At 54.8% G+C, this 19,207-nt stretch carries 13 protein-coding genes and 3 pseudogenes; 3 read left to right on the forward strand and 13 right to left on the reverse strand.

Features of this window, described 5'->3' with window-relative positions:
• Positions 1-220: 220 nt before the first annotated feature.
• The 6 genes from C464_RS17215 to C464_RS02675 all read right to left on the reverse strand — a co-directional run bounded on the left by C464_RS17215 (position 221) and on the right by C464_RS02675 (position 7,952).
• Positions 221-565, reverse strand: a complete 345-nt coding sequence (locus C464_RS17215) for a winged helix-turn-helix domain-containing protein (RefSeq protein WP_006111968.1) — start codon at positions 563-565, stop codon at positions 221-223.
• A 195-nt stretch (positions 566-760) separates the two neighbouring features.
• Positions 761-2,233: a bacterio-opsin activator domain-containing protein gene (locus C464_RS17220; protein WP_239640173.1), complete on the reverse strand. Its 1,473-nt coding sequence runs from the start codon at positions 2,231-2,233 to the stop codon at positions 761-763.
• Between the two features lie 222 nt (positions 2,234-2,455).
• A complete protein-coding gene (locus C464_RS19530; protein WP_239640174.1) occupies positions 2,456-3,847 on the reverse strand; it encodes a DUF6498-containing protein in 1,392 nt (463 codons plus the stop codon).
• A gap of 169 nt (positions 3,848-4,016) precedes the next feature.
• On the reverse strand, positions 4,017-5,306 hold the full coding sequence (locus C464_RS02665; protein ID WP_006111970.1) for a hypothetical protein: 1,290 nt from the start codon (positions 5,304-5,306) through the stop codon (positions 4,017-4,019).
• Between the two features lie 335 nt (positions 5,307-5,641).
• Positions 5,642-6,361, reverse strand: a complete 720-nt coding sequence (locus C464_RS02670) for a G protein-coupled receptor family protein (protein ID WP_006111971.1) — start codon at positions 6,359-6,361, stop codon at positions 5,642-5,644.
• Positions 6,354-7,952 (reverse strand): methyl-accepting chemotaxis protein, encoded by a 1,599-nt coding sequence (locus C464_RS02675; RefSeq protein WP_006111972.1) that lies wholly within the window; start codon positions 7,950-7,952, stop codon positions 6,354-6,356. Before C464_RS02675 ends, C464_RS02670 begins: the two co-directional genes overlap by 8 nt.
• Before the next feature lie 1,604 nt (positions 7,953-9,556).
• Between C464_RS02675 and C464_RS02680 the strand changes: the two genes are divergently transcribed.
• The 3 genes from C464_RS02680 (at position 9,557) to C464_RS17225 (ending at position 12,844) form a co-directional block, all read left to right on the forward strand.
• The gene (locus C464_RS02680; protein ID WP_006111973.1) at positions 9,557-10,312 is read left to right on the forward strand and encodes a glucose 1-dehydrogenase; all 756 of its coding nucleotides are present in this window, start codon (positions 9,557-9,559) and stop codon (positions 10,310-10,312) included.
• A 389-nt stretch (positions 10,313-10,701) separates the two neighbouring features.
• The gene (locus C464_RS19390) at positions 10,702-11,574 is read left to right on the forward strand and encodes a hypothetical protein (RefSeq protein ID WP_193366007.1); all 873 of its coding nucleotides are present in this window, start codon (positions 10,702-10,704) and stop codon (positions 11,572-11,574) included.
• 28 nt (positions 11,575-11,602) lie between these two features.
• Positions 11,603-12,844 carry a chemotaxis protein CheC gene (locus C464_RS17225; RefSeq protein WP_080510388.1) on the forward strand — a complete coding sequence of 414 codons (1,242 nt, stop codon included), beginning with the start codon at positions 11,603-11,605 and terminating at the stop codon, positions 12,842-12,844.
• Positions 12,845-13,126: 282 nt separating this feature from the next.
• Here C464_RS17225 and C464_RS17230 read toward each other — a convergent pair.
• The 7 genes and pseudogenes from C464_RS17230 to C464_RS02715 form a co-directional block, all read right to left on the reverse strand.
• Positions 13,127-13,762, reverse strand: a pseudogene (locus C464_RS17230) (IS6 family transposase).
• A gap of 76 nt (positions 13,763-13,838) precedes the next feature.
• Positions 13,839-14,807, reverse strand: coding sequence for a phosphotransferase family protein (locus C464_RS02695; RefSeq protein ID WP_080510389.1), 969 nt, complete (start codon positions 14,805-14,807; stop codon positions 13,839-13,841).
• 170 nt (positions 14,808-14,977) lie between these two features.
• Positions 14,978-15,381 (reverse strand): annotated as a pseudogene (locus tag C464_RS17235) (DNA polymerase domain-containing protein); the annotation flags it as partial.
• A gap of 440 nt (positions 15,382-15,821) precedes the next feature.
• Positions 15,822-16,322, reverse strand: coding sequence for a hypothetical protein (locus tag C464_RS02705; RefSeq protein WP_006111978.1), 501 nt, complete (start codon positions 16,320-16,322; stop codon positions 15,822-15,824).
• A 240-nt stretch (positions 16,323-16,562) separates the two neighbouring features.
• A complete protein-coding gene (locus C464_RS02710; RefSeq protein ID WP_006111979.1) occupies positions 16,563-17,219 on the reverse strand; it encodes a ribonuclease H-like domain-containing protein in 657 nt (218 codons plus the stop codon).
• Positions 17,216-17,533 (reverse strand): hypothetical protein, encoded by a 318-nt coding sequence (locus C464_RS17240; RefSeq protein ID WP_080510390.1) that lies wholly within the window; start codon positions 17,531-17,533, stop codon positions 17,216-17,218. Before C464_RS17240 ends, C464_RS02710 begins: the two co-directional genes overlap by 4 nt.
• Positions 17,534-17,535: 2 nt before the next feature.
• A pseudogene (locus C464_RS02715) lies at positions 17,536-18,367 on the reverse strand (hypothetical protein).
• Positions 18,368-19,207: the final 840 nt, after the last annotated feature.

The following is a 19,207-nucleotide window of genomic DNA, read 5'->3' on the forward strand; positions in this document are numbered from 1 at the left end:
CTGATATAGACAAGCTCACTTAGTGTGAAACTCTCAGACAACAACAGCGGTAGAATATTCTTTCTCTCGGCCTCGGAGACGTAAGAGTGGCTCAGTCTGAATCGACGTCTGTGGTAACTACGCTCTCTGTGGATAGCCTGTCTGTATAATGGCTGTCTTGGAAGCAGGAAATCCTGCCCTCAAGAAGGGCACGGCGCTAGCCGTGAGCGAGTAGGGTAGCTTACCAACTCAGACTGACAGTTGCTTCGACTTCACCGCCGTCAAGCGACACGGAAATGTGTTGTGCAGACGCGGTAAATTGTTCGCGATGGTGGCCATCTGGCGCAACGTAACACTCGCTCGTGATGAGTCCGGCGTCTTGGAGTTCGTTGAGACGGCGATAAGCTGTTGGCCGAGAAACGTCGGCTGCCTCTGCGACAGCACGGCCACCACGTGGCTGCTCAGAGACTGCTTCAAAAACTCGTCGGGTGTACTCATCACCAAAGAGGTCAAGCAGCTTCTCGGTCGGAACTTCCGCGGCCGTTTCTTCTGAATGTTCGTTACGCGACTGGGGTCGTACTGCCATATGAATACCGTACTGCGGCATACTCTTGGTAGAATATGCTTAGTATCCAGAGTCACCGATGAAGACGTATCTAACTATCCAGATTCATACTGTGTTTTAACCGGGAAGTGCGCGTATCGGTGAGTATGAACTACCTCGACGTTGAGCCTGAAGTATTCGACTCCTGACGACTGGGCAGATCAAAATAGGATTTCTCTAGCCATTGCTCATATCGTGCTCGTCATAGAACGCATCAAGCAGCTTTCGCTGACTTGCTCGAAGGTGGTGGAGTAGCGTTGATCCAGTGATTCCAAGTGACGTTGCTACCTCTTCAGCTGTGCTTCCACGCGGTGATGTGAAGTAATCCGCGAGATAGGCTGTTCGCAAGACCGTCGCCTGTCTATCAGTCAGTCGGTCGTTTAGCTCGTTTTGAAATTCTCGCTTCGTTGTCGGCGATCTTGTCTTATCTTGCCGTGCGAGAATAGGGGCTGGCCCACTGTTCCCAAGGGCGTTTGCCAAACTGCGTACGTTCGCGTCTGGCGACAACTCCACGACTAAGCGACCCTCATTCCCGTTGAACCTTGCTGTCTGTATATTGGCACCGCGATTGATCGCCACAACAAGCGGGACTGTCCCCTCGACAGTCAGTTGGATTCGACCGTGTGTTGCGTCTGTCTGTCGAATGACTCGTCCGTTCTGCGTTTCTGGCATGGCGGTAATAGTTTCGAGAACATCTTCTGGATTAGATCCGGAGACTGTCACGAAGCACTTGAGACCACTGTCGTCTGGGGTGACGGTCCCACTAAGAGTAAGTTCAGCTTCGCTGTCTTTGCTTGCGCGTACTAGTGGCGAATTTTGATCAAGGCCGAACGTTACCTCAGTGACTGTGTCGGCATACAGTAGTTTTCGGTTCTGTGTTGCGTTGATTGCGTATCCAGCAAGGTCTCCCAGTGTCTCAAAACTTGACTGGACATGATCACTAAAAGCGGCCTTTGTTCCAGCGTAGACACCAACAACACCGTAGACACTAGAGCCGTAAGCCAACGGAAGCGCAAAGACAGATTGGACGCCCTCCGCAAAGCCTGCAGCACGTACAGTCTCTGGGACCGATTTGTTTTCACTTAGTGATTGAATCAACGTTGGAGACTGCTCGTCCACAGCCTGCTGTTCAGGGGTGGCACGTCCTTCCTCAATCGACTCACGAATCGCCGTGAACAGTTGTCCCCGCTCTCCTTCGACGCCACTGATAACCAACTCACCACTCTCGACAAGGTACTCTCCAGTCCATACAAACTGAAACTGGTCAGACGTCCCCAGCTGTTCTCGAATCGTCTCCATAATTGCATCCTGCGACGTGGCATCAACAAGCCCCTCGAGTACGTCTCCAATCAGCGAATCAATGATCGTGGCTCGTTCAGAGTCCGCACGAAGTCGCTGGACCGTCTGCTGGGTGTTTTTCATTTCTGTCACATCATCCACGTAGATGGTCGTGGTCTCATCGTTTGGAACGATAGAAACAGATAGCCATTGGTCGATTGCTGGATAATACTCTTCAAATACCACATCCGCTACCGAGTTACCATTGAACGCGTTCGGGACTGACCGCTCGACTGACTGTGGGAACACGTCAACAATCGGCTTGCCAACTGGGGAATTAATTGGAAGAATATTGGACGCAGTCTCATTCACCGCACGTACGGTTCCCTCTTGAACGGTAATAACGCCGATTGGCGCTTCAGCAAGACGATGTTCCATTGTCACTTATTCATTCACAAGACGACAGCACTTGGATCGAAGAGTAGAGGGGTTCAAGTGTTTCCCGCTATCTGGCTCTACAAGTCTCACTAGTTCGTTTATGTGCTTCTGGTGATTTAATTACTGTCCACGAGGACCCCAGTATATTGATCCTACCTAAATACGGGCAAGCATCGCATACAACAGAACACCGATCAGAATTATAAAAAACGGGGCGAGCATCATCAAGATTATAACTACTTCTACTCCGGTTATCTGTGAAGAGCCAAGCATCATAAGCGGAATGCCAGTAAAAAACAGTGCTAATGCGAGAGCGGCACCGACGACAGCAGGGTCCTGCTCGGGACGTCCTTCATGTTTGACAGGCAAATCAAGTGTTTCGATCGCTTGATCAAGATCAGCAACAGGCCCGAATTGGACCGTGCTTGTCGGCGTCGCTTCGACGTTTGAGACGCGTAGTGTCCCAGTACCGAATAGCCGGTCGGGAATTGCGTTCTTAATTTCAAACCGTGCTCGCGAGTGAACAGGCACAATCCACTGTGGAGCATTAAGCAGTGTATCATACGCGACTAGTACATCTCCGCGTCGCTGGTATTCAATGGTGCCATATCTGAGGTAGTAGCTCCCAATTCGGACAGCAAGGACACACACCAGAACACAGAGGCCAACACTGCTCCACACGAGGTGTCCTGTAAAAATCGCAGCGATAACGCCAATCAAGAGCAGTGCCACGCCACGATTGAAAATCGTTAGCAGTATTGTACTCGTGCTTCCCAGTAGCACTGACTGCGGGCTAACAACCACCCGTGCCTGAACGGCTTCATCAGGGAGGTCCGGCTCTGGCTGTGGACGACTGAGTTCACGATCAGCGCTCAACCGATCAAAAATCGATTGTAGAGATCTTGCAATCGGCCCAGTGGATTCCCACGAAACAGAGAGCGCTGTCTTCACGACCACAAAGCCGCCAAGCACAGCCACGCCTGCCGACTGGGTCGCTGTCAGTCCAATTACCCCAAGTAGCATCATCGCTACTGTGAGCTGTGTTGGTTGCTGTAGAATCTCTCGAGCAGACACATCTTCGTACTTTCTGGTACCTAGGTAGTCGACACGGAACTCGATCAGTTGTGCCAGCAATAGCACACCAGTGCTAATGCTCACCTCCCAGGATAACACCACTGGTATGTCTACTGTAGCCCACACAAGTGCTGTAATTGGCACAATGGTGGAACCCCAAATGCCGAGTACTGAGAGCGCAAACGGCACATTTCGTGGGTATACTGGCGGAAGTGTTTGTAGAGGATACCACCCACCTCGCTTATGACGTAGTTCGTGGAGTGGTTCTCGCTGACCAATAACATCAGGCGATCCCTGCTTTGCAAACAATGACTTCAATGTACCAAGAAGAACTGTGCTAAACGCTTCAATCCAGTAGAGGACTAGGAGCGTCCAAACGTTCCAGCCGCTACTGAAGACACCGATCAGTGGAACGAGGTTCGCTGAAACAATAACAAGGTCTGACGTTGATTGGCGCGATGGCGTGGAGGGCACGCTTCGCATATCTAATCAGTACGAACCGTGATAGAAATACCCCCTGCGTTGCTCAGTATGATGCCGGCATCTTCGTGCTATTTTACTCAGGAGAGCAGAGATCTGCCCCCTTCGTTCTTGAGCTTCTCGGCGAGCTCCGCGCCGCCGCTCTTGACGACTTCCCCGTCGTTCAGTTGGACTGTACAGAGTCAGACGTTTCGACAGACGGGGGAGCATGGCCCACCCCATTGGCGAGGACGGTGTACCCGAGGTGGGTTAGAGAGAGGCCGAACGGGTGGAGGTTCTGTTGGGTGGGGGATGGTAATAGCCCAGCAAGAATGACCACTTCGCCGCTTCCGCCCGGAACCCGGATGGTTCCCGCGGTGACAAGTGTTTTGTCTTCCCGCTGGTGGTACCCGGCGACGCTTCCTCCAGCGGCCTCGAAGGCGTCGCGGTCGACGCCGTACACTGGCACCCCGTTGGCCGTCGAGGCGTACCCGAGTGGGCTACTTCGAGCGAGTTCACGCTGGCCCGGCTGAGTCCCCTCCAATAGTGAGTGATCCTCATTTCGCGTGCCCAGCGATATTCCTCTCCGTGTGACCCGCTGTACGGCGTCTTCGGAGATCGACTCCGAAAATTTTGACTCCCCGAGCAATTGGACCCCGCTATCGGTTAGAACGACCGTCCTGTCCTCGTCAGTCAGCACCGTGTTGAGACTCTCGACATAGTCCGACCGGTCGATACCTGTGTCAGTAGGAACGACCATGGCGTTGACGTGGTCTATCACTGACTCTACCACGTTCGGGTCCCGAACCACGGCGGGGTAGACAACGTTGCTCGCCGCTCTGTAGCTCGGCGCGACATCGGTGATAGAGACATCGTAGTCGCGTTGGTTGTAGCCCAGCGCGGCGCGAGGGTCCCGCTGCGGCTCGGTGACCGACCGCGTTTGAATCGATATGACGGCGCCTTGATCGCCGCGCTCGTTAGATAGTTCCAGTTCCCAAGTCCCGCCCACTGGATCGTTGACACCCCAGACGAACCGGCCTTCGGGTGCCGTCGCCATCGTATACTCGTCGGCTGTTCGAACGATCGCGCCTGAGGGGTCGTAGAGGGTGACGTCGGCGGCGCCGGTGGTGGCGTCGACTGTCGCTGTGAGCCGGTGCGCCTCGCCTTCCATCTTGATAGGCACAGTCATCTGTTCGTCAACCGGAACAGACTCTTGTGTCTCTGTCGCGCCAACACCGATTACCGCGTCTCCACCAGAACTGCCACTCGCGGCAGCGTCTCCATCGTGGCGCCCGACTGGGTACGGAAGCTCTGATGTAGTAGCGCGAGTGCTGTCTCCGTCGATAAGTGCCACCTTCTCCCCGGCTGGATTCTCGATGGCTATGTTTTCGTTGCCGGTGTAGGAGGTGAACGACTCGAGTGTAGTCTTGTAGGCTCGGATCTGTAGGTCAACGACGGCCGGATCAAAACTCATGCTGCCGATCCGGATGTCCCACGCCGTCTCTAAGGCTATACCACGAGCACCTAATCCGCCTGTATGGAACCGAAGGCACCGTCGACATTCTCGATTCCTAAGCGGTGATCTCTTAGTTACCAGCGCCGGGTGGGGGGTCGGGGCGATCTCGTGAGGCGGTCAAACCGACCTGACGCTCTAGGCGTCCGGATGCGCTTGGCCACGACATCGATCCCTCGAAGCTGTCCGCAGACTCCTTGGTCCGTATAGCCCGGTCCTCAATGCTGCTCTCCCCCTGAGTAGTCTTAGTCCCCGTCCACGGGGAGTAAAAAGGGCCCACGCCGGTCTCGCGGTTGTCAGTCGTCCGCGGTTACCTGTCCGGATGAAGTCGGTGTCTCTGGTATCGTCTCTCCGTCGTTGTCGACCAGCGCCCCAACGTTCTGGACGACGAGCGCAGCAAACCCAACGCGGTAGATGATATTGGTATATTGGAGGGTCGCTGTCAATGTGAACAAATCGAGGACTCCGGTCACCTCCAACTGCGACCACACGACCAGCATCGCGAAGATGAACACCACGAGGTTCCGGGTCTTCGCGTACAAGAGTTCTTTCCGGGGCGGCTGGTTGGACGCTTTCTTGGCGATAGGCCCGTACATAAGCACAATTGCCACGAGATAGAAGGCTATGATCCCGAGATTCGCGACCGTCGCGATGATCCCGTCAAACACGGCTACGAGGTCGTATGAGATCCGGACCGCCAGCAGAAGCCCCACGACCCCGCCGATGTACCGCCGTCCGGCCCCCGAGACGTAGACCGAGAACCCGAACAGCAACACGTAGGTCGGGTAGTCAGTCACCAACTGTGGGAGCCGCAAGACACCGCTCCCCACCGACACGAAACCGATGCCCGCACCCCACGCTGCCGCCATTACTGTTGCGAGCCCAATCAGGCCGAGGAACGGGTAGCAGTACCGGCGAGCGGCTTTCTCCTTCCGAAGCGTTAGGCCGGTCAGAACGATTGCTGAAACCGCGTAAACGGCCGCTGTTCCGTAGTGTATCGCTGTGGTGTCAATCATCGTCAGTCACCCCCGTCCGGCGCGTCTTCGCCCCGGCCTGTGGCGTTTGTTCCGGTTCTACCGTCGTTGGCTCCGCATCCACATCACGGGTTTCAAACTCACTCAGTCGCGCCTCAAGCTCGTGCGTCCGGTCCGTGAGGTCGGACGTGATCGCCTCAACTTCTTCCATCATCTCGGCCGCTTCCTCGGCCGACTCAGCAACGGTGCGGGCGTCAGAGACTACATTCTTCGCGCTCTCGGAGACCTCGTTCACGACGGCCGCCACTTCCTCGACGCCCGTCGCGCCTTCGGCCGTCGCGTCCGAAATGTCTCCCATCGCCGAATCGACTTCCTCAACGGTACTCGTCAGTTCGGCTATCGTCTCACCCGCCTCACGGGCCGACTGGGTCGTCTCGTCGATCTGCTCGACCGTCGCCTTCATGTCCGAGCTCACCTCGTCGACGTCGTCGATCGCGCTGGAAATCGTCTTGTCCACCTCCGCCGTCGACTGCTGGGTCTCCTCGGCAAGTTGCTTCACCTCCTCGGCGACGACCTCGAACCCGTCTCCCTCCTCGCCCGCTCGCGACGCCTCGATCGAAGCGTTCAGCGCAAGGATGTTCGTCTCCTCGGCGATCTCGGAGATGATCTCGGTCGTACTCCCGACCTCGTCCATCTGCGTATCGAGTCCGTGAATAACCTCCTCAAGCTCCTCTAACAGCTCCGCGATAGCGAGAATCGACTCGATCGCCTGTGTCGCCTTCGTCTCGCCTTCTTGACCAGCCTCAGCCGCTCGTGTCGCGTCGTTCGCTACGTCGTCCGTGGTCGACGCGATCTCCTCAATGAGCGCCGAGAAACTGTCTGTCTCTTTCACCGCTTGTTGGAGTTTTCCACTCTGCGCCTCAACCTGCTCTGCCAATTCCCGAATCTGCCCCGCGACGTATTGGTTCATTTCGCCGACCTGCCCGGCCTTCTCGGACACGTTCGTACTTGTCTCCTCGACTTCGTCCGCGAAGTCGTGGAGTTCGCCGATCGTCACGGAGAGGTCGGTTGCCATCGCGTTGTATGCCTCCGCGATCTCACGCATCGCTTCTACGTCTGCGTCGGTACCGAGTTCCGTCGTAAAATCCCCGTCTGCCGCGGCTTCCATCGCACCCTCGACTGACTTCGCGTGCTCCATCAACGCTGCGTTCATCTCCTCAGCCTCTTGTTGTGCCTCCTCAGCGTCTTTCTGTGCCGACTCCGCCTCGCTCACTGCTTCATCAAGCGAGACTCGCATATCGTCGATGCTGGCGAACAGGTTACCAATCTCGTCGCTCCTGTCTGACTTCGCCGTGGTCTGAAAATCACCGTCCTCGATCGCGCTCGCGACCGTCAGCAACCGAGAGAGTTCTGTCCCGACATTGTCACCGACCATGATTCCGACAACCCCGAAATTCAGTAGCATCACGAAGGCCGTCGCAGCGACCGCAGCGACTCCTGCATCCACAGTGCCGGCCGACTGTAGGTGCTGGACGAACAACGCGGAAAGCCCAATCGTCAGTAAGATTGTCCCCGCTACAATCCCCCGAAGCCGGCGACCATAGCTACCTTCCACCGCCTCGATTAGCCCCATACATTTTTCTCCCACTACGGTAGGTAAACCCCGGCGACCTAATTATTTTTATTGATAACAACGCGCCCCACGCGGCCACTAACGCCACCGAATAGAGACACCCAACGACTCCTCGACCTACCACCTTCTGTTCTTGACGCTACTCACGTTTGAGAGTGGTTTCACCGACTCGCCGTACTCCGGGTTTGGGCGTCCTGCCACTGCTAAGTCTTGTCCGGTTCTTGTTCGCATAGTGGCATTTGATTTCTTAGCTGGAGATGGTATCTGTCAATTCGGACGAGTACCGGGATGGAAGTCGCAGATACTGAAAGCACACCGGACATTTCTGAAGACCGACCAGCCGCCCCGTAGCGACTCATTCTCGAAGAGGTTGCCGCCGCTGGCGAACTGTGCGTCGAAGCGGACCGACGCTCTAGACGTCCGGATGCGCTTTGCCACGACATCGAGTGGAATATAGTATTCTCTTGAAGGAATCCCTGTGAATCAGATGTTGAGGTCACGATGTCTAGGGCGGACACACACCTCACAGATCTGCGGAGGCATCTCCGTGACGCCGGCGTAGGTGTTCTTCTCAGCGTAGCGTGCGTTCTTGCTGGTATCCACGTTGCTGTTCCAGAACCGCTGGTGTCACAGTTCGTGTTTACGTACGGCGACCCACAGTTGGTGACTGTCTGGACGGCGGCAGCGATTCACGATAGTCCCGCCCATTTCGCATCAAATCTGGCATGGTACGGGATCGTAGTCGCACTTGCGTATACGCTATACTCCATCTGGGGTCGACGGCGGCTGTTCTGGCTGCTCTACGGGAGTCTTCTTTTGATCACTCCCCCCGCCACGGTGGCAGTTGACTACTAGCTGCTGTATCAACGGTGGGAGCTTGTTGGACCCCCCTCAGTCGCCTACGGATTCTCCGGTGTTGTGAGCGCCCTCGGTGGACTGCTTGTGTTGGGCTGGTGGGGCTGCTCGCTGCGTGGTACACGTGGGCGATTTCGATCGCATCCACGTTCACGTTCGTGGTGTGTGGGCTAGGTGTCGCACTCTATCGGTCCTCACTGCCCACAGTCCCGAGTGCCGGTGTGCTAGCCATTGGTGGGGCGATTCTGCTAGTCGCCATCGGACTCGGGTGGCAGTATCGAGAGATAGCCGTTCGCCAGTGGCTATCTACGCACCAGAACGCGATCATACTCCTTGGAGCGTGTGGTGGTGTCGTCAGTTCCTTCGTCGTGGTCCTGTTTTCTGTTGAGGCTGCGTCTGGTGGCCGGTTTCCAAACGTGATCGCTCATGGGACCGGATTTGTGACTGGCCTCAGCGTCGCGGTAGGTGGACTCCGTCTGCTGTGAGGAGTGCTGTGTTTGGAGTTGCGGCGGGCTGATCAATCAGCCGACTGAGGGTGAAAATCACCCGCCCTCCTTGTGATCTCATGCGTCGCCTTTTGACGAGGACACGATCTCGTTAGCATGGGTTCACCACGTATCTCGACGACGCTGTAGCCTCAGAGCACTTGTTGGGATATTCACCTGAACTAGTTCACATATTCGTTAAGTATATCATATATAAGAAACTATTGTAAGCTTCCCACGTGCTACAGCGTGGCAGGTGAACCTATGAAAGGAATCCAAGACGGAGTCGCAGTTGTTACCGGCGGAGGGTCAGGAATCGGCCGACAATCATCACTTCGGTTCGCCGAAGCGGGAGCAAAGGTTGTCGTCGCTGACGTTGACGAAGACGGCGGATACGAGACTGTCGAACTGATTGAGGAAGCCGGAGGCGAGGCGATTTTCGTCAACGCAGATGTCACTGATTCAGATGATGTCGACTCAATGGTACAGACAGCCATTGACGAATATGGCGGGCTTGATTTCGCACACAACAACGCTGGCATTGCCGATGAGGGTGCTCGTCTCGCTGAGTACGACGAAGAAGAGTGGGACCGGATGATTGACATCAATCTGAAGGGTGTCTGGCGGTGTCTCAAAGCAGAGATCCCCGAGATGATCGAACGTGGTGGTGGAGCGATCGTCAACACGTCGTCGGTCGCCGGTGTGAGTGCGAATGGGAGCGCACACTACGTTGCCAGCAAGCACGGGGTTATCGGATTAACTCGACGGGCAACAATCGATTATGCGGGAGAGGGAATCCGTTTCAACGCCGTGTGTCCCGGTGTTATCGATACGCCGATGGTCCAACAGGCAGGTGAAGACAACTCAGAAGAGATGGACCGGATCACTGCGGGTATTCCAGCGGATCGGCTTGGCGATCCCCAAGAGATAGCTGACGCAGTTGTCTGGCTCTGCTCTGAGGAGGCATCCTACGTGATGGGACAGCCGATCATTGTCGACGGCGGGTTGCTTGCCCAGTAGTAGCGACCACTCGGCCGAGCCACACAAGTGTCTCATCCGAAGAAATGTACTCGAAATCACCCGCCGAAAATTTTTGTCTGTACTTGAATACGGAGCGAGAGCCGATTGCCTGGCCTCAAAGCTCAGATGGTGATGTTACTCCTCTACAAGCCTGACTCGACCGCATGGAAATTGACATTTTTGACGCTTTCTCACTATTCACACACATACAAGATTGGCACTCTAACATTCTAAGACTCACGTCTAAGATAAAAGTCTAAGATCTACTCTTTGAGACTAGAAATTTGTGATAGACGACGAGACGGTAGTCGCCCACTAGCCTTCACTGGATCTGATCAATCTACCCCCACCCCAAAAGACATATTTAATCTGGTTGTATCGAGTTTTTTATGGCTCATAACGGAGGCACAGATAGCAGAAGAAATCCACCCCAATCGGACGACTCATCTGGCTCACCTAAGTCCTCTGAGGAACACCCATCTAATGTTGCTGATGATCTTGAAGACACGATTAGCAGCGACACATCGATAGCACCAGATGAAGACACCGAAGCATCAGTAACTAATCGAACAGGTGATTCCAAGCCGGGAGTGACTGATAATGATTTCGATATTTCAGATCCCGATACTATCGCGAGATCTGATGCCAACGAAAACGAACTGGAGAACACGGCTTCGAACTACGAAACGTCGGCTAGTTCCTCCCTCAGTGGTGATCTTAACGCTGATGACGCAGAGAAGTTCATCGAAGAAATCGAATCTGAACAAGAGTACATTCAGATCACGCCCGTCCGCGAAGAGGTAAACTCAGAGACGGTCAAGCGAGAATTGTACGGCCTCCATCGCTACGGAAACGGCCGGAAACTCCCGCTAGATATGGAGCTTCATATCGCCGGCATCGAACCAGTCGCTAACTTCGAGTTCATCATCTACAAGCCTGAAGACGAAGCGCAGTTCAAGTTCTTCATCGGCCCCGGAGAACGCGGCGACGTCACTTGTGACAGACTCGAAGGCACCACGCGATCGCAGTATCCGGAGAACTTCGAGTTCGACAGAGAGCAGTTCGACATCACGAACGTCTTCGACGAAGTCCCAGAGATGATCCGCTGGGAAGGCGTCGAAGAGAAGCGGCGTGACTGGATGACGACGCTCACATCGTACAACAACGAAGCGATCGAACGCTCCCCACTTTCGAATCTTCTCGAGACCATCATCCAAACCGACGGCTCGGTCATCTTCAGAGTTACACAGAACAAGTGTTAACAGGGTACCCGCTAATCAATACAAATATATGAAGATTGAGGTTAACGCGCTTGGGCAGTTTAACCAACTTGCTCATGACGGGTCGAAACAGGCTGCGCGATCACTTGGCCAACTGACTAACGTCCAGCCGACAGTTGAAGCGACAAGCATTGACCTCCTTCGGCGTCGAGATATCGTTGCGGATCTTCACAATCAGGAACTTGTCGGTATTTCCAGTGACTTCTCTGGCGGGATTGCTGGAACAGCACTACTTATTTTCAACATGACTGGCGCAAAGACACTCGCAAAGAGTCTCCCCGGTAATAAAGGTGGAGAGATCGGGCTTGAACCCCGACTCACCGAAGTCGGAAACATCATGCTGAGTGGATTCATCGACGGCTGGGCAGACTACCTCAACCAGTCCATCGATCAGCGTCCACCAACCTACCTCACTGGAGATGGAGCAGATGTTATCCCAGATGCGTTACCGCTCAATGAGACTTCAAATCAGGTATTGACCATAAATAGCACATTTGAAACGACAAACGCCGTAGTTGAGACGACAGCGTATATTTTTCTCCAGGAGGCGTCGTTCAAGCGTATTCTTGATAATCAACTCTCTAGTGAGTCGACCCCGATCCCGCTCGACAAACTCCAAGCATTCAGCCAAATGGCTGCGAAAGGTGGCGACACCGCAGGCGATAATATTACGACGATGACTGGCATCGAGACAACGGTCACGATTAGCCGCATGAGCTTTCTCCCCATTGAACAGATCGGGCCACGACTTGGTGATGAACAACACGTTGGTGTGGTTGCCGAACTGACTGGCTTACCAACCGGATATATTCTCATCCTCTTCGATGAAGCCTCTGGTGAAACAATTGCGGAGGCGATGGGTACCGGCGAGGTTACCGATGGATTCGAAGAGCTACACAAAAGCGCAATTGAGGAGATTGGGAATATTATGATCAGTGGATTCGTTGATGGCTGGGCCAATGTGCTTAGCACATCGAACCAGCACACTCCTCCGGAGTTCGTTCACGATTTTGCGTCGGCTATTGTTGACCCAATAATGCTTGATTTTGCGACAACACAAGAGTATGTGTTTGGATTCGATACGCTTATTCAAACGACATCAGAACCCGTGCAATGTCAGATTCTCGCGCTCCCGAGAGCTGAGGAGCTCAAACAGGCACTTGATGAACTATCGATTAGTGAACTGTCTGCCGATGTTGAGGCCAAAATGAAAGCTGACCCCAAGTCATTATTCGACAACCACGCCGAGTAGTTGTGGCGAATGTTTTGAACTGACTGCTGGATATTCACCATGTTTGACATTCCCCCCACGCCTGAAGACGCGGGAATCTCACGGCACCGCACCGCTGGATTGGGATATTAGGGTTTACAGTCTACCACCTCTGCCCGAGGTTGGAATCCTCGAGAGAGGTCGTGAAGGTAGACTCCNTTGGGATATTAGGGTTTACAGTCTACCACCTCTGCCCGAGGTTGGAATCCTCGAGAGAGGTCGTGAAGGTAGACTCCGGGCTGTGCCAAGGCGGTGTGGTGGTGTTTAGATAAGCTGATTCAATATAAAGGCGAACGCTTGTAACCAATTTTCGGCGGTGCTTGGCTCGGCGTGGCTAAGCGTATTTGAGAAGTGGCTTGTCCGTCGTTTTACTTCACGGATGACACGTTCAACGGCATTCCGATTCCCATGTGTGACGTGTTGGAATCAGAGCCCGTAGCGATGGCAGGCCGCCTGTAACCATGACGCACCGTCGACGAGAAAGACTGCGTCGTCAACCTGATGTTTCTCACGCAGTTCTGAGAGAAACATCGATAAAATTGCGTTGTTTCTCGTCGGGTAAAGTCGAACATGGAGTAGGCGGTTCGTGCCGGGATCGACGGCAGCGTACAGCCAATGTTGCTCAGAATTGAGTTGAATCACGGCCTCATCGACCGCAACATGATTCGGATCAGCACCGCCAGTCGGCTGTAGATCGGCCTTCTGTACCCACTGATGGACGGTGGTTCGATCGCGATCGACACCCAACCTCTAAAGAATGGAGACGGTATCCGAAAGTGATAGTCCAGCCAAATGGAGTCGGATACCCAACTTCATCGCCGACTCGGGTGTCACCTCTCGCTCCAGAAAATCTAATTCGATATAACCGTTATCGCCGCTGAGGCGGTCAAAACTGAGCATAGATCACTCGATCTTTTGACCGCCTCATTCCTTATCGCAACGCTACCAACCGCCCAACGGAGTTATATCAAATGTCTCAGAGTGCGCCCAGAGCTTCAAGCGACGTGAGGTGGTCCTCGACACGACCTTCGGCAGCGGCGTTATCGAAGTGCCCGATTTCCATGTCGAGATGTTTCATCAAGCGCAACTGGGCGTCAACCCGGTAGATATCGGGGATTGTCGGTATTTCTCGGCGTTGAGCGTATGCCTCTCGGAACCGCTCCCATAGCGTCACTTGGTCGGCGACAAGTATCGGCCAATCGGTGAGCAACGCTTCTACATGAGCGAGTTCGTACGCAGCAGGTGCTGCGGTGGCGCCTGCCCAGTCGAGGACAGCTTGGGTGATACAGTCGGCGTCGGGATCGATCACGAGGTTTGCGAGGCGGTAGTCCATGTGGGCCAGGACAGGGGTGACGGGTGTGGTCGAGCGGCACTTGGTAGTCGCCTCGTTGACGTGCTCATTAAGAGTCTCCACATATGATTTGAACTGCGGTCCGAGCTGGTCGACCTTTGCCGCAAGCGTGCGCTGGAACCCTGATGGCCAGTCATCGGCTACGTTTGCGACTGTTAGGCCGTCGTCGCCGAGAACAATGGGCCCACACCGCCCAAACGTATCGATGTTATGTAGGCCGGCGAGGTGCTGGCCAGCCTCAGTACAGATCCGGGCAAGGAGATCGGGAGACTCGATGACAGGCCGGTCCGCGAATGTTCGCCCGGGTACGCGTTCGTAGAGACAGCAGGGAAATTCAAGCATGTTCTTCGAGGTTCCGATCACCTCGGGGACCGGAACGGCTGTGTGCTCGCGGATAAGTTCTATAATTTGCGGTTCAGCCATCACACGGTCACCCGACGCTGTTCCGACTTTCAGGATCGTGTTCCGGTCACCGTACGAAACAGAATAAACACTGTTTTTGCCAGTTTCGACTGGTGTGATATCGAGAACAGCTGCGTCCGGGTACAGTGAATCCAGTGCTGTTTGGATGGCAGCCTTGGAGGGGGAGGACATAGAAATCACATGAGAGTGGTGGAAATGTAGTTTCTTTGCCTTATTACAACCGACAACAAAACGAATCGTGGTCAGCGAGACTACGAACTGCGTCAACAGGCGTGTGGAAGTTCGGTGTCAAAGGATCCGTAATTAACCAACGATCCTACGCTAACTGCCACTTTTGTTGGTTAATTTTTCTCACCGCCTGCGAAGGCCATCAGTTCTGGCTCCCGTGTCTCCGCGAGTGCTCGACGAATCTCCGACCGATTCCAGCCGAGTGGTGCTAGCACACTTTCGACAGCACGGACGAGTTGCGTCTCGTAATACGAGGCATCGTACGACGCAATCTCTTCGTGGGCCAATGCGGCCCGCTCGTGGGAGTTCCTTTCATCATCAACAACCACATACCTAATGTCTTGTCCGGGATGGACAGCGAGGTTCTGGTTGCGGGCCCGCTTCAGTGCCGCCACATTTGGGTGTTCTGCGTGTAATCTTCAAGCGGCTCGGAGACACGATTCCCTTCAACGAGGTCCTCAATCGACACTGTCTCAGCGTGGAGCCGATCGATCGCTTCCTGAAGACACTCGAGGACTTACTCGGCGACACAATAGAAGACTACGTTCGGCTGATACTGGTAGACTACACTCAGGAGATCTATGAAGGCATGGATGCTCGGAAAGCGGCGGCGAGCTAACAGAAACCTCCGATTAGCAAGCCATCCGGACGCTTCCCCTTGGTACTGTGTGGAGCGACACATTCACCAACTATATCCGCCGCACTAATCGATTCAGTTGCGTCCACTTGCTCGTAGCCGATTCGCGCTGTCTATTCAGCAGCGTCTTTGCTAACTACTTGATCGGTGTCAGTAACAGGGTGACCGATGTAGAGGGTGTATACAGCAGGGACTAGTCGGGTAATTCTGATACCGTCTGAGGAAGCGTACTGACTACAGAAGAGATAATCACTGCTGGCTGTCCCTTGGACTCTTACGTTCTGTCAAGATTAAATGGGCCGAGCAACTCGCGGTCAAAATCACCCGTGAACGTCCTGTACGCAGCGTGAGGTGGTTCTGAAGTCTCCGTCTGGAGCGGTCGTGAACGTGAGTGCCATGTTACGGCCACACCGCATCGTGTGTATGTCCACCAGCTCGTTTTGATACGTCTCGACGACATAGACGGTCATTCGACTCTGGTTCCAGTCCTCGACAAATTTCGTACTGTTCCCATCCGAGACTGTCGGCACGCGGTCCGAACGTACCTGGGTGTGGAGGGTGACGTTGGTGTAGTTCGCATCGGCCCGTAGTTCTTCCATCTCGACGAGCCTCTGACGTCCAGCTCTCGTGGTAACGTCGAAGCGAAGCTCTTCTGCGCTCTCTTGCGTGGTTTGAAACACCGTGACTTGGTAGCTCGATTCTCGCTCGTTCTCAATGAGAATTTGCGTTTCGTCATTGGAGAGCAGCGTCGTGTAACCGGCGATCAGTACGAGACAAGTCAGGAGACCGGTGAGAATCGCTCGTCGGGAGGGAAGCCGCACAGTGTCAACTACTGCCCTCCTTTTATTATTTGTTTTGACCAATCAACGATGTCGCGGCATAGTGAAATCAGACTCGTTGGTGGCCTCGCAGACGGCGGTGGATACGTATGTAGAATCCTGTGTAACAGTCGGTCGTCGATCTGCCAACAACTCGTGCTCTGTATTCAGCATGGCTCCAAGAACATATACCCAGATGAGGATTCCAACAGAGCCGCACAATAGTGATCTGTATTAAACGAGTTACTGACCACCATCCACCGGTTCAAGTGACTTCATTGAAAAATCTGACTTCGAGCAGTATCGTTCGGCGACGTCCATCAGGGCTCGAGTGCGCCGTATATCGGCGACGTTGTGGAGTACGACCGCTTCGAAATCACCAGTCTCCCACGCGTCAACCGCTTTGCTACTCTCCTCAAATGGATCGACTGTGCTGTGTCCGGAAGCCACAAGCTCGTCATACACTCCAGTGAGACTGTTCTCGCTCGTATTGAACCGTGAGGAGAAGATCTTCATCACGTCGATGTACGGCAGTTCAGCGAACGGCCACTCGCGTCTGTGATAACTCAACCGCGTTCGAAGAAATGGCAGATCGAATCCGCCTTTCCATGTTTCGCCGTTATAGGCTACGAGCTTGATATCTCGCTGTGCGATCGTGGCGTCGACGAACGTCTTGACGGCGTCCAACAGCGCGCCCTCATCGTCATGAACAGTGAGTGTTACTGGCGTCGTAAGCTGGTCGTTCACGCGCTGTTCGATATCTGAGGCACACGCACCCCCGTCTGTATTGAGGAATACTCGTGAGCCGATCTCGGCGTCAAAGCCGACGACGGTCAGCTGGTCAGTCGTCGAAAACCCCGTCGTCTCGATGTCGAATGCGATCGTCGCGAGTGTACTCATTGGGGTGGCTCGCTGGTTTCTTCATCGGATACTTGTGTATCGGTGCGTTGTTCGTTGAGCCGGCGTTCGAGCACTTCGAGGCGTTCCTCATGGTCTTCTAATGTGGCCTCCTGTTTGAGATCGATACTGAACAGCGCCGGCACCAGTGGATTCTGGTGGTTCAACAGCCCACTCGCGTCGGCGTGTTCGCGAGCGTACTCGAACAGCTGGTCGAAGCGCGGTTGGTCGCGACGACGGAGCGCCCGTCGGAACTCCGCCCAACGGTCTTCGATAGCCCGCAGGGAATCCCGATATGTTGGGTTCGTGCGTCCCATTGTTATCGCCCTCTAAGTGCTGTCCACGCATCGAGGAGCGGACTCGTGGTAAGCGACATCGTCTCACTGTCAGCGGTCACGCCTGTTCCGACACCTGGCGGACTCGACGTCGACGACGAGGGTGTCGCCGGTTCGAGGCCAACCTGTGTCGCCCGTGTGGCGAGTAGCTGTCGCCAGTAGGCGAACGTGGTCTGGTAGTACGCACCGTCATCAACGGGATAGACGAGTGTCTCGAACTCGTCACCGACGAGTCGCGGCCCCATCCGGCTTTGCTCACACTCAAGATGGTGACTGGCGGCCGTCGCGACCGGTACTGTGAACTCGTCGATCGTACTCCGAGTAACGAGTACCGAGACGTCGTAGCTGTCGGCGTACGTCGCTAGTCGAGCGAGGGTTCTCGGCTTGGAGTGTTTCTGTGTGCTGCTCGCTGAACGTCTCGTTGCTGCGGTACTGGGCGTCGACGGCCGGCGCAACGATGAGCGACGGGGTGTGTGGAGACGAGTTTTCGTTTTGAACCGTTGACTGTCGACCGGATGTACCGGTGACAGCGGTCGATTCCTGGATTGCCTGGTTTACTGCCATCGAGAGATCGTCGACAGCGCCGTAGTGCTGGTACGCGGTAAATCCGCGGGCGACGTGGATCCGATCGAGCAACCGCTGGCTCGGTGTAATCTGCGCCAGCGTCGTCGTCGCGTGGCCGTTCGCGTCAACCCAGAAGGTGGGCCCATCGTGTAACAAGAGATGGTCAAGCACGAGCGACTGGAGGATTGGGACGCCACGGCCACCGTCTACGTCGAGCAACGTGATGCCGTCGTCGAGTGACGGTAGGAGCATCTCTTCTGTGGCTGGGTCGGCTTGATCTGCCAAGCCCAGATTGTGGTCTGCCCCCCGTGTCCGCTTATCGGCCGCCACTCGGTTCGATGGTGGGTGATCTCCCATACTCGACTAGTGATCTACAGTTCCGATAAGCCACGGCGTGGGACTTCCGCGTTTCAGGAAGAGGAAGATAGAAGCAGGCCCTGGCTCAGTGCCTGTATTTTCTGAATAAATCGAGCGTTTCCGAGATCGTTTCCTGAATCGCTATCGGTTCGTGCGACTCTCTTAACCAACATACCGTACTCTACTGGGTCGTATGTTGGTTAATATCTGAATCACCCATGGAGATACTCCTGACGCAATTGGGCTACACTCGGTGGCTATGAGAAAAGCTCTCTATGAAACCGCATGACTTGACGCCGATGGTTCGATGGGGTTAAATATAAAACCCCGTTCGTATTGAATGCGAAGGTCCCCCGGCGCGGGGGATAACGATCGGCCGCACCGCGGCCGGTCAAAGTGTTCCGACGGGCTTATACAAGTAAGCCCGTTTGGTTGAAAAGCAAAGAACGCACCGCGGACTCGGGACGTTCAATCCGTCCCGGTTTCGCAGAGTCGGTTCATCCGACTCACCTGATGAGGATCACGCCCCCTGCGCTCCGGCGTAAGCGGTGATCTGATGTGAGCCGTGGTCGTTCGGTGTCATCCAAGCCGTTGGATGGTCCGGACACCACACAGACCAATGCAATGGTGTGTCAACTCTCGTTTCCAACGAGATTGACACCCGCCAACACCCCCTTCAGGCCGGGAATCAGGCCTGAAGGATATTCATTCCGGTTGATCCTGCCGGAGGCCATT

Origin of the sequence: Halorubrum coriense DSM 10284, assembly GCF_000337035.1 — an archaeon.
Taxonomy (GTDB): Archaea; Halobacteriota; Halobacteria; order Halobacteriales; family Haloferacaceae; genus Halorubrum; species Halorubrum coriense.

Excerpts from the sequence above, each read along its gene's own strand:
- C464_RS17215 (WP_006111968.1), bottom strand. The coding sequence starts at position 565 with ATGGCAGTACGACCCCAGTCGCGTAACGAACATTCAGAAGAAACGGCC.
- C464_RS02665 (WP_006111970.1), bottom strand. The coding sequence starts at position 5,306 with ATGAGTTTTGATCCGGCCGTCGTTGACCTACAGATCCGAGCCTACAAG.
- C464_RS02670 (WP_006111971.1), bottom strand. The coding sequence starts at position 6,361 with ATGATTGACACCACAGCGATACACTACGGAACAGCGGCCGTTTACGCG.
- C464_RS02675 (WP_006111972.1), bottom strand. The coding sequence starts at position 7,952 with ATGGGGCTAATCGAGGCGGTGGAAGGTAGCTATGGTCGCCGGCTTCGG.
- C464_RS02680 (WP_006111973.1), top strand. The coding sequence starts at position 9,557 with ATGAAAGGAATCCAAGACGGAGTCGCAGTTGTTACCGGCGGAGGGTCA.
- C464_RS19390 (WP_193366007.1), top strand. The coding sequence starts at position 10,702 with ATGGCTCATAACGGAGGCACAGATAGCAGAAGAAATCCACCCCAATCG.
- C464_RS17225 (WP_080510388.1), top strand. The coding sequence starts at position 11,603 with ATGAAGATTGAGGTTAACGCGCTTGGGCAGTTTAACCAACTTGCTCAT.
- C464_RS02695 (WP_080510389.1), bottom strand. The coding sequence starts at position 14,807 with ATGTCCTCCCCCTCCAAGGCTGCCATCCAAACAGCACTGGATTCACTG.
- C464_RS02710 (WP_006111979.1), bottom strand. The coding sequence starts at position 17,219 with ATGAGTACACTCGCGACGATCGCATTCGACATCGAGACGACGGGGTTT.
- C464_RS17240 (WP_080510390.1), bottom strand. The coding sequence starts at position 17,533 with ATGGGACGCACGAACCCAACATATCGGGATTCCCTGCGGGCTATCGAA.